22 protein-coding genes are annotated in these 22,902 nt (G+C 43.7%); 2 read left to right on the top strand and 20 right to left on the bottom strand.

Going from position 1 to position 22,902, the window contains the following annotated elements; translation table 11 throughout:
- Positions 1 to 6 precede the first annotated feature (6 nt).
- From J7E32_RS00895 to hflX, 11 genes are all read right to left on the bottom strand, one after another.
- Positions 7 to 786, bottom strand: a complete 780-nt coding sequence (locus J7E32_RS00895) for an enoyl-CoA hydratase-related protein (protein WP_214902249.1) — start codon at positions 784 to 786, stop codon at positions 7 to 9.
- Positions 779 to 1,087, bottom strand: a complete 309-nt coding sequence (locus tag J7E32_RS00890; RefSeq protein WP_192473315.1) for an EthD family reductase — start codon at positions 1,085 to 1,087, stop codon at positions 779 to 781. Before J7E32_RS00890 ends, J7E32_RS00895 begins: the two co-directional genes overlap by 8 nt.
- A 116-nt stretch (positions 1,088 to 1,203) precedes the next feature.
- Positions 1,204 to 1,686, bottom strand: a complete 483-nt coding sequence (gene paaD / locus J7E32_RS00885; protein WP_214902246.1) for a 1,2-phenylacetyl-CoA epoxidase subunit PaaD — start codon at positions 1,684 to 1,686, stop codon at positions 1,204 to 1,206.
- 6 nt (positions 1,687 to 1,692) lie between these two features.
- Entirely contained in the window at positions 1,693 to 2,511 is an 819-nt protein-coding gene (gene paaC, locus J7E32_RS00880; RefSeq protein ID WP_214902243.1) for a 1,2-phenylacetyl-CoA epoxidase subunit PaaC, read from the bottom strand.
- Positions 2,508 to 2,855: a 1,2-phenylacetyl-CoA epoxidase subunit PaaB gene (gene paaB / locus J7E32_RS00875; RefSeq protein WP_214902240.1), complete on the bottom strand. Its 348-nt coding sequence runs from the start codon at positions 2,853 to 2,855 to the stop codon at positions 2,508 to 2,510. Before paaB ends, paaC begins: the two co-directional genes overlap by 4 nt.
- Before the next feature lie 47 nt (positions 2,856 to 2,902).
- Positions 2,903 to 3,862, bottom strand: coding sequence for a 1,2-phenylacetyl-CoA epoxidase subunit PaaA (paaA, locus tag J7E32_RS00870; protein ID WP_214902238.1), 960 nt, complete (start codon positions 3,860 to 3,862; stop codon positions 2,903 to 2,905).
- A gap of 19 nt (positions 3,863 to 3,881) precedes the next feature.
- On the bottom strand, positions 3,882 to 5,207 hold the full coding sequence (locus tag J7E32_RS00865) for a phenylacetate--CoA ligase family protein (protein ID WP_214902236.1): 1,326 nt from the start codon (positions 5,205 to 5,207) through the stop codon (positions 3,882 to 3,884).
- Between the two features lie 505 nt (positions 5,208 to 5,712).
- On the bottom strand, positions 5,713 to 7,053 hold the full coding sequence (gene glnA, locus J7E32_RS00860) for a type I glutamate--ammonia ligase (protein ID WP_214902233.1): 1,341 nt from the start codon (positions 7,051 to 7,053) through the stop codon (positions 5,713 to 5,715).
- Positions 7,054 to 7,097: 44 nt separating this feature from the next.
- Entirely contained in the window at positions 7,098 to 7,502 is a 405-nt protein-coding gene (locus J7E32_RS00855; RefSeq protein ID WP_214902230.1) for a MerR family transcriptional regulator, read from the bottom strand.
- 143 nt (positions 7,503 to 7,645) lie between these two features.
- Entirely contained in the window at positions 7,646 to 8,917 is a 1,272-nt protein-coding gene (locus tag J7E32_RS00850; protein ID WP_214902227.1) for a methionine gamma-lyase family protein, read from the bottom strand.
- Positions 8,918 to 8,973: 56 nt separating this feature from the next.
- Positions 8,974 to 10,230 (bottom strand): GTPase HflX, encoded by a 1,257-nt coding sequence (gene hflX, locus J7E32_RS00845; protein WP_214902225.1) that lies wholly within the window; start codon positions 10,228 to 10,230, stop codon positions 8,974 to 8,976.
- A gap of 181 nt (positions 10,231 to 10,411) precedes the next feature.
- On the opposite strand from hflX, the gene J7E32_RS00840 reads away from it, so the two are divergent.
- A complete protein-coding gene (locus J7E32_RS00840) occupies positions 10,412 to 11,017 on the top strand; it encodes a trimeric intracellular cation channel family protein (protein ID WP_214902604.1) in 606 nt (201 codons plus the stop codon).
- Between the two features lie 123 nt (positions 11,018 to 11,140).
- On the opposite strand, the gene J7E32_RS00835 is transcribed toward J7E32_RS00840, so the two are convergent.
- From J7E32_RS00835 to miaA, 5 genes are all read right to left on the bottom strand, one after another.
- Positions 11,141 to 12,160 carry an STAS domain-containing protein gene (locus J7E32_RS00835; protein ID WP_214902223.1) on the bottom strand — a complete coding sequence of 340 codons (1,020 nt, stop codon included), beginning with the start codon at positions 12,158 to 12,160 and terminating at the stop codon, positions 11,141 to 11,143.
- A gap of 325 nt (positions 12,161 to 12,485) precedes the next feature.
- Complete coding sequence (locus J7E32_RS00830; protein ID WP_041966636.1) at positions 12,486 to 12,716, bottom strand: glutaredoxin family protein; 231 nt, start codon at positions 12,714 to 12,716, stop codon at positions 12,486 to 12,488.
- An 85-nt stretch (positions 12,717 to 12,801) separates the two neighbouring features.
- Positions 12,802 to 13,758, bottom strand: coding sequence for a stage V sporulation protein K (gene spoVK / locus J7E32_RS00825; protein ID WP_214902221.1), 957 nt, complete (start codon positions 13,756 to 13,758; stop codon positions 12,802 to 12,804).
- Positions 13,759 to 14,257: 499 nt separating this feature from the next.
- Positions 14,258 to 14,488 carry an RNA chaperone Hfq gene (hfq, locus tag J7E32_RS00820; protein ID WP_214902219.1) on the bottom strand — a complete coding sequence of 77 codons (231 nt, stop codon included), beginning with the start codon at positions 14,486 to 14,488 and terminating at the stop codon, positions 14,258 to 14,260.
- 29 nt (positions 14,489 to 14,517) lie between these two features.
- Positions 14,518 to 15,471, bottom strand: a complete 954-nt coding sequence (gene miaA / locus J7E32_RS00815) for a tRNA (adenosine(37)-N6)-dimethylallyltransferase MiaA (RefSeq protein ID WP_214902217.1) — start codon at positions 15,469 to 15,471, stop codon at positions 14,518 to 14,520.
- Positions 15,472 to 15,746: 275 nt separating this feature from the next.
- On the opposite strand from miaA, the gene mreBH reads away from it, so the two are divergent.
- Entirely contained in the window at positions 15,747 to 16,754 is a 1,008-nt protein-coding gene (gene mreBH / locus J7E32_RS00810) for a rod-share determining protein MreBH (protein ID WP_214902215.1), read from the top strand.
- 90 nt (positions 16,755 to 16,844) lie between these two features.
- On the opposite strand, the gene J7E32_RS00805 is transcribed toward mreBH, so the two are convergent.
- From J7E32_RS00805 to mutS, 4 genes are all read right to left on the bottom strand, one after another.
- Positions 16,845 to 17,291 (bottom strand): hypothetical protein, encoded by a 447-nt coding sequence (locus J7E32_RS00805; protein ID WP_214902214.1) that lies wholly within the window; start codon positions 17,289 to 17,291, stop codon positions 16,845 to 16,847.
- Between the two features lie 291 nt (positions 17,292 to 17,582).
- Entirely contained in the window at positions 17,583 to 19,511 is a 1,929-nt protein-coding gene (gene mutL / locus J7E32_RS00800) for a DNA mismatch repair endonuclease MutL (RefSeq protein ID WP_214902211.1), read from the bottom strand.
- A 21-nt stretch (positions 19,512 to 19,532) separates the two neighbouring features.
- The gene (locus tag J7E32_RS00795; protein WP_214902208.1) at positions 19,533 to 19,706 is read right to left on the bottom strand and encodes a hypothetical protein; all 174 of its coding nucleotides are present in this window, start codon (positions 19,704 to 19,706) and stop codon (positions 19,533 to 19,535) included.
- A gap of 374 nt (positions 19,707 to 20,080) precedes the next feature.
- Entirely contained in the window at positions 20,081 to 22,741 is a 2,661-nt protein-coding gene (gene mutS / locus J7E32_RS00790; RefSeq protein WP_214902205.1) for a DNA mismatch repair protein MutS, read from the bottom strand.
- Positions 22,742 to 22,902 lie beyond the last annotated feature (161 nt).

Here is a 22,902-nt window from a genome sequence, read left to right as displayed (position 1 = left end):
ACCCCCTTATTTCCCTTTAAAATCGGGCTTTCGTTTTTCTTTGAAAGCTCTCATGCCTTCCTTCTGGTCTTCTGTCGCAAAAAGCATGTAGAAATTTTTGCGCTCATATTGCATTCCTTCATATAAAGGATAATCAACCGCTTTCAAAACCGATTCCTTAATAAGCCTTACTGCTACCGGAGCCTGACCTGCTATTGTGTCCGCGAATTTCAGCGTTTCCTCCATCAGCACTTCCTCGGCAAAAGTCGAATTGATGATTCCATGATGCAATGCTTCTTTTGCAGAAATTCGTTTGCCGCTAAGAATCCATTCCATCGCCTTTGTTTTCCCAACGAGCTTTGTCAGCCTTTGTGTACCCCCTGCTCCCGGCATGACGCCAAGATTGACTTCAGGGAACCCGAACTCCGCATTTTCGGCAGCGAACAGCATATCGCAGCTAAGTGCCAATTCAAAAGCACCGCCAAGAGCGAACCCGTGTACAGCCCCAATCACCGGCTTCTTGATCCAGGCAAGCCGGTCCCAGTCGGTGAACTGGTTCAACGTTTCCATCGAGATCGCATCAGCGTCCATCATTTCATCGATATCAGCACCAGCAGCAAATGCTCTGCCCTTGCCTGCGAGGACGATCACTTTTATGTCAGCGTCCTGGTCGTATGCTTCCATAGCCGAAAGCACCTCAGAAACCATTTGCCTGTTCAGGGCATTCAGGACCTTCGGGCGATTCAGCTCGATTAATCCGACTTGGCCTTTTACAGACGTTTCGATCATTTCATAATTTTTATTCATTCACTTCTTCACCGATCATCATTGTGACCAGATCACCCGCAAAGCTCATAACATCCTTTCCAGAAGCTCTGCCTTCAGCAGATTTCATGCCGGCTTTTAATGCTTCATGGTCGTCATAGTACATTTCGCACATAAGATAATATTTGCCTTCTCCACCCATTGGGCTGCCGACGATGCGTGTCACTTCCATTTTGCGAAGACCAGGAATTTTTGCAGTCAACGGAGCGTGCGTTTCAAAATAATGCTTGTCAAATGCCTCTTTGTCCTGTGGATGCTTGTAAATTGCGATTAGTTTTACCATTAAAAATCTCTCCCTTTTCTTTGCCTAATTTATAGACCAAATAGAATATATGCTTTGCTTCTTGAAGCTATTAATCAAATGATATGACACCAAAGTTTCTTTTTTCGACTCTGGCGTCACATCATAGTTGATACTGGTTTCATTGCCTCGAATGGGTTTTTGCACGACTTGCAGTAAAGAATGCTGCGACAAGCCGTCGGTCCAAAGAGGTTTTCCATCGTCGTATAGGTGGACGCACAGTATGGGCAATCGGCCTGCCACTCGCCAGTTTCGGCAATATGCCTTGGCGGGGGAGCAATTCCGAATTCCTTCAGCTTTTCCCTGCCCAAATCCGTCACTCGATCTGATGTCCATGGCGGATGAAAAACAAATTTAACTTCGACTTTTTCAACTTCGTCAATGGATGATACTGCTTTGACCACATTGTTTTTGATGATATCTAGCGCAGGGCAGCCCATGAAAGTCGGCAAAAGCTTTATCAAGACGCCATCCTGATGGATTTCGAGATCCTCAAGCATACCCAGTTCGATAATCGATACACTGTCAATCTCAGGGTCTTTGACAGTTTGCAATGCTTCGATGATTTTATCTCTCAGCATCAAGGATCACCAGCTCGCTGCAGGATCGAAGTTGTAGACTTCGCCTAATGTATCAAGAGCAGTCTGCAAATCGGATGTATGCTCGCCATTTCTTCCATTTCCACTGATCATCCCGAATTCATCCGGCATCTTGAGGCCCAGGGATTCAAAAACAGGCGACATCATTTGCAGCCATTTCGTTCTCAAAGCATCCTCTGAATCTATCAAATTATGCTTTGTGAATTCTTCTGCATGGCTTCCCATGGAGAACAGCCCTTCAAGTTCATCAAAAACCTTCTCCATAGCGGCTTCCATCCTGGTCCTCGCTTCTCCCCCGGCACTCACAAGCTGGGAAAACCATGTCTTCCAGTGCAATAGATGGTAGTATAGTTCCATATTGACTTTGACTGCTGACTCCGCCAATGGCTGGTATGATGAATTCTTCAGTGATTCCATTTTCACTTTCTTGGCCTGCGCGTAAAAATAGTTTCTCACGACCGCGAATGCCCAGTCATAATGCGGCTCAGTCAAATACGTACCCGGACCGTTCACTTTTTCTAGTAAAATCGCATTCTTTCGTTCTGCAGCTGGCCTTGCATGTGCGAGTTGGTCTGGATCACCGGCTCCCAGGTCGCTTAGAAGCTGATAGAACATCGCTGCGTGGCCCATTGTATCCTGGCTGATTGAGGAAAAAGCGACATCCTCTTCAATATGAGGAGCGAGACCAAGCCACTCGGAACCTCGGTAGGCGATTATGAAATCATCATCCGCCAGCTGGAACAGGAGCTCAGCTGCAGCGTCGCGAAGGGCTTCATTTTTCAAGGCATCTTCAAGTTCATATTTCATTTCTCCTGCTTCCCTCCCCAAGACAAGATCTCTTTTTCATCCAGCATTTCCTGCTCATAGTGGCGCCATTTCTTTTTCAAATAGCCATAGCCTTTTGTATTGCGATAATCTTTGTTATCGAGCCTTTGCAATGTTTGGCGCTCTTCAAGCGACATTTTCCTGATATCGTCACGCTTGACGACCCAGATATCCGCAACCGGTTCGCGTCGCATGAAATTTTCCTGTGCCATCACTAGGGCCAGCTCATGGTTCGGTGCCAGCAATGAGAACTGGTACTGCATAGGCGAAGTGACCGTCCTTTTGCTGAATACTTCAAATTCCTGATAAAAACCATTCCCAGACATGATTTTCTCTCCTTTCCTGTGGTATTCCGACAACTGTCCCCTGAAGCTTATGCTTTAACGCCCAGTGCGTCGATGACCCACTTGTTGTTACTGTAGGAAATCTCCCTTAGCCTTAACCGGTCCTTTGATTTAGGGCCATTGTTCTTGATGATTTGTTTGAACTTGCTCCAATCTGGCTGCTTGTATTGCCACATGCCTGACTCCTGTTCAAAATGCATTGTTTCATCCGGCAGCTTCAGGCCGAGTGACAGGACCCTAGGAATGTATTTCGTGAAAAAATCCTGGCGGAGCTCCTCATTCGTTTTCGTTCTGATCCTGTATTTGATGGTTGTGTCTTGTTTCGAAGTTCCAGTCGTTGACGCATCTGCAGGACCGAAAAACATAAGAAGCGCTTCCCACCAGCGGTCTAATGAATCCTGGATCATCGCTTTCTGCTCGTCTGTTCCTTCTGCAAGCGCCATGATGATCGCCTCGCCATGCTGGGCGTGGAAAACCTCTTCGGCACAGATCCGCTTCAACGCTCTTGCGTATGGTCCATATGAAGCATCCAGCATATTGGTCTGGGATATAATGGCTGCACCATCGACAAGCCAGCCGATCAACCCGGCATCTCCCCATGTTTTTGCTTCCATGTGGAAGACATTGTGGAATTTCAAGTCGCCGGATAGCAAATCCTGAATGATGTTCTCGCGTGACTTTCCGAGCGGCTTCATCAAATCCTCCGCCACTCTTAACAGCAGTTGCCCGTGCCCCATCTCATCCTGCACCTTGGCCATTATTCCCAGCTTTCTTTTCAAAGAAGGAGCCTTAGGCACCCACTCCTTTTCTGGGAGCGCGCCCATGATCTCACTGATGCCATGCATTGATATTAGCTTGATCAGGGTCATTCGATAGTCATCCGGCATCCAGTCTTCTGCCTCGATTTTATCGCCAGCTTCGATTCGCTTCATGAAGTGCTCGTATTTAGCTTCTTCGGTCAGCTGGTCGAAGGAAATTGTGTTTTCCATGCTGTTTTCCTCCTTAGGTTTAAGTTCCTATTGGTTCCTTTGTTTTATCAATAATTCTTACTGCCTTGCCTTCAGAGCGCGGGATTGTTTTTGGCCGGTGCACACGCACTTCCATCGAAACTAGGCACTGGCTTTTTAACAGCGCTTGGATCCCCTGTTCCAGCTCGTAAACAGCGTCTGAGATCGGATCCTCGCCGATCAGATTGAAATATTCCTCATTCATCTCAACATGCAGTTCAAGAACCTTTAACGTGCGCTTCTGTAAAATTTGAATCTGGTAATGCGGGGCAAGTTCAGGCACCGCCAGCAGACAATGTTCAATCTGAGACGGAAACACATTGACTCCATTGATAATCAGCATGTCATCGATTCGTCCTTTGACTCGGGACATTCTCACCGTCGTCCGTCCGCAGCTGCATTTTTCCTTCGTAAGAGAAGCGATATCCCCTGTCCGGTAGCGAATGACCGGAAATGCTTCCTTCGTGAGGCTGGTGAAAACCAGTTCCCCCTCTTCACCTTCAGGAACAGGTTTTAACGTTTCAGGATCTATGACTTCAACATAAAAATGATCCTCGGCAACATGGAGCCCGGCCTGCGCTTCGTGACATTCACTTGCGACACCTGGACCGATCACTTCGCTCAGCCCGTAAATATCGCATGCCTTTATTCCCAGCTTTTCTTCGAGTGTCTTCCTCATTTCCTCGGACCAGGGTTCCGCCCCGAAAATACCGTATTTCAATGAAGTATTGCGTGGATCCTTGCCCATTTCCTCCATTGTTTCGGCGATATTCAAAATGTAAGAAGGGGTCCCGCATATGACTTGCGGTTTAAAATCTTCAATTAACATGATTTGTCTCTGGGTGTTCCCTCCGGAAACCGGTACTGTGACCATCCCAAGCTGTTCACTTCCGTAATGCAGTCCCAAACCACCTGTGAAAAGTCCATAGCCATAGGCATTATGGAGGAAACTCCCTGGTTCACCACCGCCAAGAGCAATCGCCCTGGCGACAATCTCTCCCCACATTTCAATATCATTTTGTGTATAGCCAACCACCGTCGGCTTGCCACTCGTCCCTGATGAAGCGTGTACCCTGACCAATTCACTTTGGGGAACAGCGAACAATCCGAATGGATAATGATCCCGCAAATCCTGCTTCTCTGTAAAAGGAAGCGCTTCCAAATTTTCAAGACTAGTTAGCATCTCAGGAGAAAAATTGGCGCTTTCAAACTTCTTCTTGTAAAATGGCACCCTTTGAGCGACTCTCTTAACTACTGTCTTGAGTCTTTGTAGTTGAATTTCTTCTATGGACTCACGACTACTTGTTTCGATTTCATGTAAAATCAAGATTCCGCCCCCTGTATTACATAAAATTTTATTTATATAACGTTATATTACCGTAACACAATAAATGTGTTATATATTTTAAAACAAAGATAACGTGTATATAGGAAAAAGTCAATTATTTTTCTGAAAATTTTAATATTTATTGAGGATTTTTCTGATTGGAGATGTTAAAAGTAGTGATTTTGGTGTTTTCCGTAGGGAGAAGGAATGAAAACGCAGTGATTCTGGAGTTTTCCGTATTGATAAGGAATGAAAACGTAGTGATTCTAGAGTTTTCCGCAGGGATAAGGAATGGCAATGTAGTGATTACTTCTGATTTCGTAGTGATTATTATTGATTCCGTAGTGAAAAGGCCAAAAACGTGGTGATTGAGCACTACAGTGACTTGATTACCGATGATTTCGAAGTGACATTTCCATATTTCTGGGCCTTTTTCTATGATTCAGGACTGAAATTACCATAAAAAAAGACCTCTTGAGTTTAATCAAGAGGCCATTTCTTCCGATTAATACATGCTCATGTACTGTTCGCGCTCCCATGGGTGAACCTGAGTGCGGAACATATCCCATTCAATCTCTTTTGCTTCGACGAAGTGTTCGAGGATATGGTCGCCAAGAGCTGCGCTGATTACTTCATTCTTTTTCAGCTGGTCTAGAGCTGCTGCCAATGTTGGTGGCAGGTCATCGATTCCTTCTTCCACACGTTCTTCCTTGTTCATCACGTAGATGTTGCGGTCTACTGATGCAGGAGGAGTCAATTTGTTCTTGATTCCATCAAGACCTGCTGCAAGCAATACTGCCATTGCAAGGTATGGGTTTGCTGCAGGGTCAACGCTGCGGACTTCAACACGTGTGCTCAAGCCGCGTGAAGCAGGGATACGGATCAATGGTGAACGGTTCTTTGCAGACCATGCAACGTAGCAAGGTGCTTCATAACCAGGAACGAGACGCTTATAAGAGTTAACAGTTGGGTTTGTTACAGCTGTGAATCCAGATGCGTGCTTAAGCGTTCCAGCGATGAACTGGTACGCAGTTTCGCTTAGCTCAAGCTTTTTATCGGATGGATCATAGAATGAGTTTTCGCCGTTGCGGAACAATGACATGTTGCAGTGCATTCCAGATCCATTTACGCCGAACAATGGCTTCGGCATGAATGTTGCGTGCAGACCGTGTTTGCGTGCAATAGTTTTAACAACTAGCTTGAATGTCTGGATCTGGTCACAAGCTGTCAATGCATCAGCATATTTGAAGTCGATTTCGTGCTGTCCAGGAGCAACCTCGTGGTGGGACGCTTCAATCTCGAAGCCCATTTCTTCTAGTTCAAGCACGATATCGCGGCGGCAGTTTTCACCAAGGTCTGTTGGCGCAAGGTCAAAGTAACCGCCGTTGTCATTCAATTCAAGTGTTGGCTCACCGTTCACATCGAGCTTGAACAGGAAGAATTCCGGTTCTGGTCCAAGGTTGAAGTTAGTGAAACCCAGCTCTTCCATTTCCTTCAGGACACGCTTAAGGTTACCGCGTGGATCACCTGCAAAAGGTGTGCCATCAGAATTTTTAATATCACAGATCAAACGTGCAACCTTACCTTTTTCAGCTGTCCAAGGGAAGATTACCCATGTATCCAAATCAGGGATCAGGTACATATCAGATTCTTCGATACGAACGAAGCCTTCAATTGAAGAACCGTCAAACATCATCTTATTATCAAGCGCTTTTTCAAGCTGGCTGATTGGAATTTCAACGTTCTTGATTGTTCCTAGAATGTCTGTGAACTGCAAACGAATGAATTTTACATTTTCTTCTTTTGATAAGCGAATAATGTCTTCTCTTGTAAACGTCTTAGCCATTGTTAAAGTTCCTCCTAGAATTTAAATGATAGAAATTTGGATTACTAATGAAAAAATCTCGACATGTCTCCATGGTTGCCAGATCGGTTAAAGCGTCCTGCCTGCTGTAGTTCCTTGCGAAGCAATTTACGCAGATCTGCATCAGATAATTCCCGTCTCGTTTTTTCAGCTTGTTTTTTCTCAGCAGCACTAATGGCTGTCTGTTGTTTAACATTAAAAATTTGCTTGATGCCTGCCATGTTTACTCCCTGGTCGATCAAATCTTTGATCTCGAGGAGCTTATCAATATCGTTTAAGGAAAAGAGTCGTTTATTGCCCTCTGTTCTTGCCGGAGAAATCAATTCATGCTCTTCATAGTATCGGATTTGCCTGGCAGTCAAATCTGTCAGCTGCATGACAATCCCAATGCTAAAGAGCGGCATATTCCGGCGAATATCACTTCCGCCCATGATGATTTCTCCTCCTTCCTTTTAAGATACTCTCATTATATTCAATGTAAGTTTTGTTGTCAAACATATGTTAGATTATCTGACATGAAAAATCATAAAAAAAGAACAGGACTTATTTAGCAAGCGTCCTGTTGTATATTTACCTATTTTATATGAATTAAACCTTTTTCGATTAAAGAATCGATTGCAATGCAAACAGCCATCTTCACATGGGAATATGTTAAACCACCCTGTACATACGCGACATATGGAGGTCTGATTGGTCCATCAGCTGTTAATTCAATACTCGCTCCCTGGATGAATGTACCAGCAGCCATAATTACATCATCCTCATATCCCGGCATATAAGCAGGATGTGCCGTTACATGGGAATTGATTGGCGAAGCATACTGAATCGCCTGGCAAAAAGCAACCATTTTATCCCGGTCATCGAATTGGACTGCCTGGATTAGATCAGTCCGTTCCGCATTCCATTTAGGGGATGAGTTCATCCCTAAACGGTCCAGCATTGCGGCTGTGAAAACGGCACCCTTCAAGGCCTGCGCGACAATATGTGGTGCCATGAAGAATCCCTGGTACATTTCCTGCAATGAATATAATGAAGCTCCGGCCTCTGCCCCAATTCCCGGGGATGTCATCCGGTAGGAACATGACTCCACATATTGTTCCTTGCCAACGATGTACCCGCCTGTTTTGGCAATACCGCCGCCAGGATTTTTAATCAAAGAGCCAGCCATCAAATCAGCGCCAACATGGCAGGGTTCAAGTTCCTCAACAAACTCACCATAACAGTTATCAACAAACACAACGACGTCTGGCTTGATCTCCTTAACAAATTTGATCATTTCGCCAATTTGCTCAACAGTGAAAGATGGCCTCGTTGCATAACCTTTTGAGCGCTGGATTCCGATCATTTTTGTTTCAGGCTTGATTGTTTTTTCGACCGCACTCCAATCGATTTCTCCCTTTTCCGTAAGGTGGACCGTATTGTAGGAAATTCCAAATTCCTTCAATGATCCATTTCCGGTACCGCGTATCCCGACAATTTCTTCAAGAGTGTCATAAGGTTTACCAGTGATGTATAACAGCTCATCTCCAGGCCGGAGAATTCCAAATAGCGAAATAGAAATAGCATGAGTTCCGGAGATGATTTGCGGGCGAACCAGTCCGGCTTCAGCTCCAAACACCTCGGCGTATATTTTCTCGAGTGTTTCTCTGCCAGCATCGTCGTATCCATAGCCAGTGGTCGGGATGAAATGAGAATCACTCACACGATGCTTCTGGAAACTCTGCAATACCCTGAATTGGTTTAAATCAATACGTTCATCAATTTTCTTGTGTACCCCGGCGATTTGCTGCTCAATTTCGCTGACAAGCGACTGCAGCATCTGCCCGTTTTTTAATTGTGTAAACATGTTGCTCTCCTATCTGTATAAAAGGCTGTTGTCATAAAGATTTTGTTAGAATCAATTTAAATCGAAAATAGTTTCAGCTGGCCGGTAATATAATGGTCTGCCAGCGAGTATCCCTTGCAGACATAGCCTTGCTTTTCTTCATCAAAAGCAAGTTCACGAAGAATGGTCTCATTTTTCAGCTGTGCCAGCAGTTTCCCCTCATCGGAGGGCACAAGGACATGAAATGGCTCCATCATCCCAATGATTGACTGTTCGATTTTTAAAAGGAGATTCCTGCGGTCTTCCTCACTGAACGCGCTTATAAAAGCCGTTTCATTTTTGGCATTTGGCACAAAATCCTGGTGTGCGATATCTCGTTTGTTATAAACGGTAATCTGCGGGATGTGGTGGACTTCAAGGTCCTCAAGCAATTTATTGACGGTCTGTTCATGTGAAAAATAATCTTCATTCGACATGTCCACTACATGCAGAAGCAAATCTGCCTCCCGGACTTCCTCCAGTGTCGAACGGAAAGCAGCGATTAATGTTGTCGGCAAGTCCTGGATGAATCCGACCGTATCTGTCAAGAGAGCCGTAAAGCCGCTTGGTAAAATCGCCTTCCTTGTCATAGGATCAAGCGTAGCGAATAACTGATTTTCTTCAAAGGACTCTGCTTCTGTCAACCGGTTAAACAGCGTCGACTTTCCTGCATTTGTGTAACCGACTAGCGCAATCTGGAACGTCTTGTTCTTCTTCCGGCGTTCCCTGTAGCGGTCACGGTGCTGAACGATTACTGACAATTGAGTTTTGATATCGTCAATTCGTTTTCGGATATGACGGCGGTCGGACTCCAGCTTCGTTTCACCAGGCCCTCTTGTTCCGATTCCAGCACCAAGACGAGACATCTCAATCCCTTTTCCGCCAAGCCGAGGCAGCAGGTACTGGAGCTGAGCAAGCTCAACCTGAAGTTTTCCTTCTTTGGACCGAGCCCTTTGAGCGAAAATATCGAGAATCAGCTGCGTGCGGTCGATAACCCTGGCCTTTAAGTTGGCAGAAAGATTGCGGTTTTGGCTTGGCGACAGTTCATCATTGAAGATGATTAAGTCCGGCTCGAGCTCCTCCTCTAGTGTCTGAAGCTCTTCCACCTTTCCTTTGCCAATGTATGTAGCAGGATGAACTTTAGGCCGCTTTTGGACAACCTGCATAAGGACATTTCCCTTTGCCGTTTCCGTAAGTGATTCAAGTTCCTCCATTGAATATTGAAACCGAAGATCTTCTTCAGTCGTCTGGCAGCCAACAAGAATCACTTTTTCAAATACGTTTTCCTGTTCCAAATAACACCCTTCTTTCCATATATATAGCTAAAGACATCATACCAAAATAAAGCACCAAACAAAAATTTTGAAAGTCGGGGTAAAAATCGTTGTAAATTGAAATAAACATGATAAAATCAATATGTTTTCATTTAATTATTTTAGTATTCAGGCATCATTTTAACAAGAGGAGAAAAACATGATGACATGGGAAGTACTCAGCATGATTGGAACAGTAGCATTCGCGATCAGCGGTGCGTTTATTGCAATGGAAGAGGAATATGATATCTTCGGAGTTTATATATTAGGAATCGTCACAGCATTTGGCGGCGGGGCTATCCGTAACCTGCTAATCGGCGTACCCGTCTCAGCATTATGGGAACAGGGCATATTTTTTAATCTGGCTTTGATGTCAATCACCATCGTTTTCTTATTTCCTGGCAATCTATTAAAACATTGGCAGCGCTGGGGCAACTTTTTCGATGCCATCGGGCTTGCTGCCTTCGCGATCCAGGGAGCGATCTACGCATCTAATATGGGCCATCCATTAAGCGCCATCATTGTTGCAGCTGTGTTAACCGGAAGCGGCGGCGGAATAATCCGCGATCTGCTCGCTGGCAGAAAGCCATTAGTATTGAAGGCAGAAATCTATGCAGTGTGGGCCGTTCTTGCCGGACTTGTCATCGGCCTTGGAATGGCTAATCAAGCTGTCGAACTCTATGGACTATTCGCTGTCATCACCGCACTCCGCGTACTGTCTTATACTTACAAATGGCACTTACCAGTCCGAAAGCTTGGAGTACAATAAGGACTGTGCCGAAGCGACTCGAGGAGATAGGCACTTGAGCTAGACAATTCTCGAAGTGGAAACTTATACTTCCTGGCAGAAAACAGAGCTGATTCATCATGAATCAGCTCTGTTTTTTTCTATTTATATAATCTTTCTTCCCATCTGCCCGATCGCATAATGGATGCCATGCTGAAGAGTCTGGAAGCAATCGAATTTCGATAGGTTGATCTTGGATTGGGTGATTTCAATCCCAAGAGTGGATGAAATCCCAACCAGTATTGTTTTCGTACCGATTAGCCTTGCTGCTGATCCGATTTTCTCGATCAAACTAACGGCATGCGGTCCGATTTCCTGATCCATGCCTGTCAAATCGAGAACGAGATAGCTGGCTTTATAGGATGGCAGTCGATCAAGTGTATTTACAATCAGCTGATCCGCCCTATCTTCCTCATATTTTCCAATCAGGGGAACGACGACGATTCCCTCAAGTACCGGGATGATCGGAGAGGAAAGCTTATTGACCAATTCTTTTAATTCAGCTGTCTTTTCTTCAACAAGCCCTTCGAGTTTCCTGATTTGTTCTGATTCTTTCTTTCGTGCCAGCTGATGGATATTATCAGCGATTGTGACATCAGAAGGGAAGTATTCAATCACACTGTGTTCATGTCCTTCTAACTGATGCTGCTTGATTTCATACCAGATATTTGTTCCGAACAGTCCCGAGAAAACTCCAGCGTAATGTGCGGGCAGGAAACTTCCACCCTTTTGCTTTCCTTGGGCAACATTCACTTTATGCTCCCAGCTGTCCTTCATAATTGCTGTAAATGTTTTCGTTTCAAAGTCCAAATCCTTTATAATCGTCAACCCCCACCCAGCGGTTGCATATGTATTGGTAATCATCGCAGCCGCTTCGGCTACGTTTACTTCTTTCATTTTTTCAAAATATTGGCCTACGACTAGCCCCTGGCGAAATCCTGTCGATTCAAATACGAGGTTTGAGGCCTCTTCCCCAGATATCTCTTCAATCGTATCAAAAAAGGTTTTCATAGCTGAAGAGATCCAAAAAAGCACAGCGTCTTCGCCCTCGAACGTGAACTTTCCGGAATTTACATCCCAGCCGAAATTGTATCCTGCAATATCATGATTGTACTCATACCCCATTGATAACTAGCTCCTTTTTTATCTATATAAATTGTTTGCTCCCCATTTACAATAATGATTAGTTTTGCCAAAAAATCTTTAAGGAAACCCCAATGTTTTACCCCTTATTGATTATCTTCAAACCCACTAGCCAATAAAAACTATAAAATGGGTGATTTAAAGCCTCTAGTATGTTAAATAAGAGGTCCCTAATAACGGTTGAGATTGAGTACATTTGGGAAGTCAATCAAAAGGGTTCTTCGCCAACAGATTGGAAGGATGTAAATGGATTTATATTTATACGGAAAATAAATAAGGATTCCAGTATTACTGGAATCCTCTGGAACTATTTTAAGAATGACATAACAGAATTAGGATCGAAGCCCAATACCCAGTTTCCGTTTACGTTTGACTGAGGCACACCCATTTGGCCAGTTGCATTGACCAGCCTTTGTGCGGCGATTGGGTCTTGCTGTACATTCACTTCTTTATATGCGATCCCTTTATCATCGAGAAAGTTCTTCAGCATGGTGCAGTATGGACAAGTATTTGTAGTGTAAACTGTAATATCGTTCATTCTAAATTCCCCCAGTAGTTTGGTTTTTATACCCTTATGGGTATATTAACAAAAGCAAAAAATAATGTCAACAAAGCTGCTGACATTATTTCCCCTTATCATCTGAAAAAACGAGGTCATTGCTGCGGAGAGTCATGAGTTCATGCCGGTCGTATTGATTTTGCATTAACAACCGCATTGCCTGTGCCCGGATGGATTTCTCAATCACGTTACGAACATAGCGCCCATTCGAAAATGCAGCGGCACCGAGTGTTGATTTCACATTCACAAGGTGCTCCCGCAACTTCCTTTCAGCCTCGTGGCTCAGACTATATTCCCTTTCCTTCAGCATTCGCTGGCCGATTTCCATAAGCTGATCTATTGAATAATCGGGAAAATCAATGACGAGCGGAAACCTTGAATGAAGCCCAGGGTTCAGAGTCAGGAAAAATTCCATTTCCCGCGAATACCCCGCAAGGATTAGGATAAACTCATGCTGCTTATCCTCCATATGTTTAACGAGGGTATCAATCGCTTCCTTGCCGAAATCCTTTTCTCCACCACGGCCGAGGGAATAGGCTTCATCAATGAACAGGATGCCTCCCATTGCTTTTTTTATCAAATCTCGCGTTTTTTGCGCGGTATGCCCGATATATTCACCAACAAGGTCAGCTCTCTCCGCTTCAATTAAATGTCCTTTTGAAAGGACATTCATTTTGAGGAAGAGCTTCCCGATAATCCTGGCAACCGTTGTCTTACCTGTTCCCGGATTGCCCTTAAACATCATATGCAGAGCCTGTTTTCCAGCCTTAAGCCCCATTTCTTCCCTTTTCTTATTCACATAAATCCAGGCATAAATCTCTTTGATCATCCTTTTCATTTCTTCCATGCCTACAAGCGCGCCGAGCTCTTCCTCAATTTCTTTTAAAGCTGCGTGCTCCTGCGGGATTGACTTTGGAACCAGCTGCGACTCAGGCAATTCCTTTGTCAACGTCTTTCTCTGCTGTGCGTTCAAAACAATGCTGATTTGACCGTTGTTTTTCTTCCGAAGCGGTTGGTCCAAAGATTTCACCTCTCATTCTGAAAACAGTATACGCATTCTTGCTGTATTTGTGATATTCGCCTATAACATATGCATGTTAAAAATGCGGCCATTTATATCGCATTAGGAATCCCCTAATGCAAAGGACTCGAATTGTTCGACAAACACCAGCGGTATTCTCTCTTTTTGTCACAATATGCGCTTTCCCAAGAAATAAACTTCTATATTTATATGTATTCAAGGAAGTGGAAATTCATTTTTAAATTAAACAATTATCGTTTAAAAGCTGTGAACAGCATCTTTAACTGGCTGGCATCAGATTAATAAGGGCACATTTATACCAGAAACATACCCTTATGTCGCTCGAGTCGCCTTCATAAGGGTGCATTTCAACTCCACAGCATGTTGTAATAAGAATTTTTTCATAAAGGCTGTTTCGTAATAGCGAAAAAGACTGAGAACAGAGCCTTATAAAAAAGAAAAAACCCGCACCAGGCGGGTTTCCTTCGTCATTATTTAATTAAGCCTGTCCCTCATAATCGATCTGGACATTCTTTTGCGGCGCGAATGTTGAGATCGCATGCTTATAGACAAGCTGCTGTTTTCCATCAGATTCAAAAAGCACGGTAAAGTTGTCGAAACCTTTAATCTGGCCTCTTAACTGAAAACCGTTCAGTAAAAAGACGGTAACATTAATATTGTCCTTACGACATTGGTTTAAATACTGGTCCTGAATGTTCACTTGTTTCATGGGCGGATCCTCCTCTTTTATCTCTATTATTATGTATTCGCTTTTATCTCGAGCTTTCCTTCAATGAACTTGGAAATTTCGGCGAATTTTTTTTCAGCGTCTTTAGACTCTGACATATCAAACCATTCCACAATCATCTTGTTTCGAAACCATGTTAGCTGCCTTTTTGCATATCGACGGGAATTTTGCTTTAAATTCTCGATTGCTTCCTCCAGTGGAACCTTGCCATCAAAGTAGTCATAAAGCTCTTTGTACCCGATTGCCTGGATGGACTGGCAGTCTTTTAAGCCCTTTTCGTAAAAGTACTTAACCTCATCAAGGAGACCTTGCTCCATCATTAGGTCGACACGGAAATTGATCCGGTTGTATAGCATCTCTCTATCCATTGTCAGGCCGATTAGTGCTGTATCATACAAAAGTTCAGGAGATTGGTTCTCCTGCAGTTCTCCGGCAGTTTTGCCCGTACAATGGATGATTTCCAGCGCCCTGATGACACGGCGAACATTGTTAGGGTGAATTCTTGCAGCACTTTCAGGATCAACCTCTTTCAATTTTCCATGTACAAATTCCTGCCCTTTTGTCTCTGCTTCTTCCTCCAGGCTGCGTCTGAAGACTGGGTCAGAAGGAGCTTCAGTGAAATGATAATCAAAAATCACCGACTGGATATACAATCCTGTACCGCCGACAATCATTGGCATCTTTCCTCGGGAACTTATTTCACTAATTTTCTTGCGGACTAGTTCCTGGAATTCTGCGGTTGAAAAGCTTTCATCAGGCTCTTTGATATCTATTAAATGGTGGGGGACTCCCTCCATTTCTTCCCGGGTGATTTTTGCGGTTCCAATATCCATCCCTTTGTAAATTTGCATCGAGTCGCCACTGATGATTTCACCATTGAATTTTTTCGCAAGATCAATGCTTAGCTTTGTTTTGCCAACTGCGGTCGGCCCAATTAACACAATCAATTTCTGTTTTTGTTCCAAAAAATTTCACACTGCCTTTTCATAGAGCGTGTCAGCAATTTTGCTCTGACATCATACATTTATTTTACCATTAAATAGAAAGCAGTTGAACATCTATGCATTATACCCGAATTTTACAAGTATTATTCTCTTATATCATCTTTTGAAAAAATTTTCCTCAACTTTTACAGTTAGATAACGATTCGGTAACAAACAAGATTTCACCCCCACATTCATGATAGTTTAATAGAAGTCTATGATGGTTAATAATTTTTAGGGAACTGGGTGAACACACTATGTTATCAACTACAGAAATAGGAATTGATTTAGGAACAGCTAACACTCTTGTATATAGTAAAAATAAAGGAGTCGCATTGAACGAGCCTTCCGTCGTCGCGATTGATACTGAAACAAAAAATGTCCTTGCTGTTGGTAAGGAAGCGAAGGAAATGATCGGGAAGACACCTGGAAAAATCGTCGCTATCCGCCCTTTGAAAGATGGTGTCATTGCTGATTTCGATGTGACAACCGAAATGCTGAAACAAATCATGAAAAAAGCAGCCAAAAAGGGCGGTTTCTCGCTCCGTAAGCCAGACGTAGTTGTCTGCACACCTTCAGGTTCAACAAGTGTTGAACGACGTGCGATCCAGGATGCAGTAAGGAATGCAGGCGCAAAAAAGGTACATCTGATCGAGGAACCAGTCGCTGCAGCAATTGGCGCCGGATTGCCTGTTGATGAGCCGGTAGCAAACGTTGTCGTTGATATTGGCGGCGGCACAACTGAAGTCGCGATCATTTCATACGGCGGTGTCGTTGCTTGCCATTCGATTCGAATTGCCGGCGACAGATTGGACGAGGACATTATTCAATATGTCCGCAAAGAGTACAATGTGTTAATCGGTGAAAGAACGGCTGAAAAAATCAAGATGGAGATTGGGTACGCGCTAGTTGACCATGAAATGATGGAACTGGATATTCGTGGCCGTGACCTTGTAACAGGCCTTCCAAAGACTGTTACACTCAATTCTTATGAAATAAGGGATGCAATCAAGGAATCTCTTCTTCATATCATGGAGGCAATCCGTGCCACTCTTGAGGATTGCCCTGCCGAACTAAGCGGTGATATTGTTGACCGAGGTGTAATCCTTTCCGGTGGCGGCGCGCTGCTGAACGGAATTCAGGATTGGCTCGGCAGTGAGATGGTTGTACCTGTACACATCGCTCCAAATCCTTTGGAATCCGTAGCGATCGGTACTGGTAAAGCATTGCAGTATATCCATAAACTTCAGCCTGCTGTAAGATAAGACCAAAAGAAAGATTGCCAGTTTATTGGCAATCTTTCTTTTTTAGCTTTAGAATCTGTAAGTTGATTGGGTAACATTATCTGTCAGACCTTACTCTTTATACTGTTTCCTTAACCTGTTAAAGTAAAGGAAAACGGGCAGTGGTATGACTACAAATCCCAGGCTCTTAATAATTTGATTAACCGCTCTATCTTTTTGCCTTTCCTTTTCTTCTGTAACATACATGTCATAATTGCTTCGAAGTTCTTCCTCAGTCATGTCTGTCTCGGAACCTTCAATTTTTCCATTTAACGTCATCTGCTTATATTCTGTAAAGCTTTGATAATAACCTGTTGGGCTGACAAGATCAGCTGTCGCCATGAAGATCGAACCCCCTCCGCCAATGACCATCATCAATGTAGCAAACAATACTAGATAAGTATATAAATGTCTGACCACTTTCTCTCCCCCTTGCTCTTTATTTTTCACTGCAAAAGCTACTATAAAAATCAATACAACTACAGGTAGTATGAAAAATAATATTGAGAATACGAACAATATATCGCCCCCTTTGAATATTATAAGAGCTAATAACCCATTTAATGAATAGATTATTTGATGTTAAATAAATTTCCTATTAGTGTAATTTTACACTATTTTAATTTAAAATAAAAGAATTTTTATCCAACTGTAGTAATTTTTTCATTAAAAAACAGTGCCCCATTGGGAACACTGTTGCTTCTCGTTGAATAAGAGAGTATAACTCTTCACTTCAAGAATTGTCTAGCTCCAGCACCTAGCTACTCTAGATGCTTGGCGAAGCTGAACAAGACATTTGCGTTCTACTAATCACATTACCCGCTTAAACATTTTCTCCATTTCATAAGTGGAATAATGAACGATGATTGGCCGGCCATGCGGGCATGTGAACGGGTCGGATGAACGCCGCAATTCATCGAGCAATGCCTGAATCTCGTCGTTTCGCAGGTGGTGATTAGCCTTGATTGAGGCCTTGCAGCTCATCATGATGGCTGCTTCTTCCCGAAGCTTTTTAAGATTTACTTTCTTCATCAACAAGAGTTGTTCAATCATGTCTTCAATCAAATCTTTTTCCTCTCCGCGAGGGAACCACTGAGGATGTGATCGAACGATGAAACTGTTGTAGCCAAATGGCTCAAGAAAGACTCCTACTTTTTCGAGCTCATGCTGATGTTCATTTATTTTAATGCACTCATCCGCTGAATACTCAAGAGTGATTGGCACAAGCATTTCCTGCAGCTCAGTCGCCACCTCGCCTACCTTGTCCCTGAAGTACTCATATTTGATTCTCTCCTGAGCGGCATGCTGGTCAATTATATACAAACCCCGCTCATTCTGAGCGAGAATGTAGGTTCCGTGCATCTGCCCAATAGGATAAAGGGGAGGGACTCGTGAAGCCTGAACTTCTGCCGGTTCCTGGGCTTCAGGAGAAATGCCTGGCTCGAGGATTTCTTGTTCATCATGAACGAGTTCCTCATCAGCGACAGGTGCAGTGGCCTCGAAGGTCGTGTTTTCTTGAGCTACAAAGGCATTCCTCCAGTCAGGAGCTCCCTGCTGTGAAATATGGGATGGTTCAGCAGCTTTATAGCTCTTACTTAGCTCAACAGCCTTCTCCTCCACAAATGGCCTGCGTTCAAAAGTCGATTGCACAGTAGAATCTTTTTCTTCTGCTTCACGCAAATGATCCAGCTCCATGAAGGTTTGCTCTGACTTCGGCTTCTCCAGCTTCTGAGTAACCATTCCAGCCGGAATCAATTCCTTCGTCTTAAAAGCATTCTTTATGACACTTGAGACTAACTCATTCAACTCCTGCTCCTTGCTCAACCGAACCTCCATCTTGGATGGATGGACGTTCACATCAATCAAGAGCGGATCCATTTCAATATTCAAAAGAACAACCGGATATCTGCCGATAGGGAGTAATGTATGATAGCCTTCTTGTATCGCTTTAACAAGCGCATAATTTTTGATAAAACGGCCATTAATCATGGTCGAGATATAGTTTCGCGATGCTCTTGTGATTTCTGGCATCGATATATAGCCGCTTATTCTATAATCCAAAGATTCACCAGTAATAGGAATCATTGATTTAACCATATTAATACCGTAAATGGCAGCCAGTACCTGGCGGACGTCTCCATTTCCTGTCGTCTTTAAAAGCTGGCGGCCATTATGGACAAGTCTGAAGGAAATATCTGGATTTGCCAGCGTCAGGCGGTTTACAACATCTGTAATATTGCCAAGTTCGGTATGAATGGTCTTCATATATTTAAGGCGTGCCGGAGTATTAAAAAACAGGTCTGAGATAATGATATCCGTTCCTTTACGGCTGTCGGCTTTCTCGACCGACTCGACCTTGCCGCCTTCGATGACCACTTTATTGCCTTCGATCCCTGTTGATGTTTTCATTTCAAGCCTCGAAACGGATGCGATACTCGGCAGCGCCTCTCCCCTGAACCCGAGAGTCCTGATTCGGAACAAGTCGTTTTCATTCTTGATTTTGCTCGTAGCATGTCGCTGGAAGGCGACGAGAACGTCATCTTCCTCAATCCCGTCTCCATTGTCTATGATCCTGATCCGGGCAAGACCAGCCTCTTCAAGATCAATTTCAATCACGGTACTGTTAGCATCAATCGCGTTCTCCAGCAATTCCTTAACAACAGATGCCGGCCGTTCTACTACCTCACCGGCAGCAATCTTATTTGACAATGCATCGTCTAATTGTATAATTTTCGCCATTCCGTCACCTCCAGCTTTTGTTTATACGCAAGTAATGTTGGATTTTTGCAATGTAATTCTATCTATGAGCCCTTTTTCTCGATCTTCTTTCATTACTTGCTTATAGAATTTTTCTATGAGACCTTTTTCTCGATCTTCTTTCATTTTGGGCTTATAGAATCTTTCTATGTGCCCTTTTTCTCGATCTTTCTTCATTTAAGGCTTATAGAATTTTTCTATGAGACCTTTTTCTCGATCTTCTTTCATTTTGGGTTTATAGAATCTTTCTATGGGCCCTTTTTCTCGATCTACTTACACTTCAGGCTTATAGAATCTTTCTATGTGCCCTTTTTCTCGATCTTCTTACATTACGGGCTTATAGAATCTTTCTATGAGACCTTTTTCTCGATTTTCTTTCATTTCGGGCTTATAGAATTTTTCTATGAGACCTTTTTCTCGATCTTCTTTCATTTTGGGCTTATAGAATCTTTCTATGGCCCCTTTTTCTCGATCTACTTACACTTCAGGCTTATAGAATCTTTCTATAGACCCTTTTCCCAGCTCCTGACCCATTTAGGATTTATAGAATCTTACTTACGCAGCTTCTTTTGCAGTTCATAAAGAATATTCATGGCCTGCAAAGGAGTCATATCCAGGATTTCAAGTCCGTTTAATTGGTCAAGTACCTGCTTCTCCTTTTTGCTTCCACCACTAGTTTTCTTCTGTTCAGGCTCTTCATCAAAGAATGATAACTGAGACGCGGCTGCTGTTTCTGCTGCTTGAATCATGCTTTGTTTGTCTTGCTCGTGCTGCAATGTTTCCCGGACAGAGTCTAAGCTAACCTGACTCTGAGACCCAAGTGAAGCCGGTGTGTCTGTTTGTTCAAGTATGTGCAGGATTTCCGCAGCACGTTCTATCAGGTCAGCAGGCAATTCAGCAAGCTGTGCAACATGAATACCGTAACTCTTATCCGCTGCGCCCTCCCTGATTTTATGAAGGAAAACCACTTTGCCGTTCTGCTCAACTGCGCTGACATGTACATTCTTTAATTTTTGCAGTTCATTCTCAAGTGTAGTCATTTCATGATAGTGCGTCGAAAACAGCGTCTTTGCACTTATTTTATCATGGATATATTCAATCATTGCCTGGGCGAGTGCCATACCATCATAAGTGGATGTGCCCCGGCCAATTTCATCAAAAAGAATCAAGCTATCCTTTGTAGCATTGGTAATTGCGTTCTTTGCCTCAAGCATCTCGACCATGAAGGTACTTTGTCCTGAAACTAGATCGTCTGCAGCACCAATCCTTGTGAAAACCTGGTCAAATATCGGCAATACCGCTTCGGTCGCCGGGACAAAACAGCCAATTTGAGCCATGATCGCTGTCAAGGCAACCTGGCGCATATATGTGCTTTTACCAGACATATTCGGTCCAGTAATCAGCAGGACTTCGCGTTCATTGTCCATATAGCAATCGTTAGGCACATATTCCTGGGCATCCATTACTTTTTCGACAACTGGATGGCGCCCATCCTTCAGGACGATTTTCCTCTCAGCTGAGAACATCGGCTTTACATACTGTCGCTGTTCACTAAGCTCTGCAAACCCAAGGAGTACATCGAGTTCACTAAGAGCCCTGGCAAGTCCCTGCAATCTTGGAATATATTCTTTGATCGTCTCGCGGATTCCGGTAAAAAGCTGGTATTCAAGCTCGACACTTTTTTCCTCCGCAGCAAGAATCAAGTCTTCCTTTTCTTTCAGTTCAGGTGTGATGAAGCGTTCGGCATTTGATAACGTCTGCTTTCGTTCATACTGGCCTTCCTGCAAAAGATGGAGGTTCGCTTTTGTTACTTCAATATAGTAGCCAAACACACGATTATAGCCGACCTTCAAGGATCTTATGCCTGTTTTCTCACGCTCGTCCCGTTCAAGCATGGCAATCCAAGTCTTGCCGTTCCGGCTGGCATCGCGATACTGGTCAAGCTGATGATTGTAGCCATCACGGATGATGTTCCCCTCTTTGACCGAAAGCGGGGGATTATCAACGATTGCCTGTTCCAGCAGATCCGCCGCCTCCTCGCAAGGGTCAAGTCTGTCTGCCATACGGGCAGCTTCCTCATGGGAAAGACTCTCCAAAATATGCTTTAGTGAAGGTACCTGTAATAAAGATCTCTTTAGCTGCATCAAGTCTCTTGGATTCAAATTTCCAAAAGCAACTCTTCCAGCCAATCGTTCAAGATCATATACCTCTCTCAACTTTTCCCGCAATTCCTGGCGTTCGAAAAACTGTCCGACAAAAAGCTGCACCAATTCCTGACGGCGGCTGATCTCAGCTTGGTCAATCAACGGCCTGTTGATCCACTGCTTCAGCATCCTGCCGCCCATTGCGGTCATCGTTTCATCAAGCAGCCATAAAAGCGTTCCCTTTTTCGCTGTTGAACGGATTGTCTCTGTCAGTTCAAGATTCCGCTTGGAAAAATAATCTATTTTCATATACTGCTGGACTTTGTAAACTGATACTTTTTGTAAGTGGTCCAGGCTGCGCTTCTGGGTTCGGTACAAGTAATTGAATAACCTGCATACTGTGTTTTTTAATTGTTCATTTTCCAGATCAGCAAAAAGTTCTGAAAAGCTTTCATTGAGATTGGTGTTATCCTCAATTGAAAGCGCCAGGATAGAACGCTCTTTCAGCTTTTTCTGGATTTCCGGCGAAAGCGTGCTTTCGATGACAACTTCCTTTGCTCCAGAAATCGATAGTTCGTTAATAAGCTCTTCGACACTGCCATTAACTAATGTCGCCCTGCTTTCCCCGGTCGACAGGTCACTGCAGGCAAACCCATATGTGTCTCCAGGAAATACTGAAACGGTAGCGATAAAATTATTTTCTTTTTCTAAAAGACCTCGACCTTCCATTACTGTTCCCGGAGTGATCAGCTGGACAACTTCCCGCTTAACGACCCCTTTAGCAGTCTTCGGGTCTTCTGTTTGTTCACATATAGCGACTTTGTAGCCTTTGTTAATCAGTTGTTCAATATAGTTTGGAGCGGAATGGTAAGGAACACCGCACATCGGAATCCGTTCCTCTCCTCCGCCCTCTCTGCTTGTCAGTGTAATCTCAAGTTCCTGGGAAGCCTTTAAAGCATCCTCGAAGAACATTTCATAAAAATCTCCCAAACGAAAAAATAAAAAGGCATCCTGGTAATCTGCCTTCACTTGCAGGTATTGCTTGATCATAGGGGTATATGCAGCCATATTATCCTCCAAAATTCACTTAGCTTTATTGTTAGGGTTGTGCAGAGATTCTGCCTCTCCCATTATGATTTTATCAATTTCGGGTAATGTCAGGTGACCCGCTTTTACCCGAGTAACTTTATTTATTCTTTTTGTGTCAATCCAATAATCATTTTCGACTC

The organism is Bacillus sp. ISL-55, from assembly GCF_018613155.1.
In the GTDB taxonomy this organism is placed as follows: domain Bacteria; phylum Bacillota; class Bacilli; order Bacillales; family Cytobacillaceae; genus Mesobacillus.
Note: the sequence above shows the minus strand (reverse complement) of the source record. Positions and strands in the feature narration are given on the sequence as shown.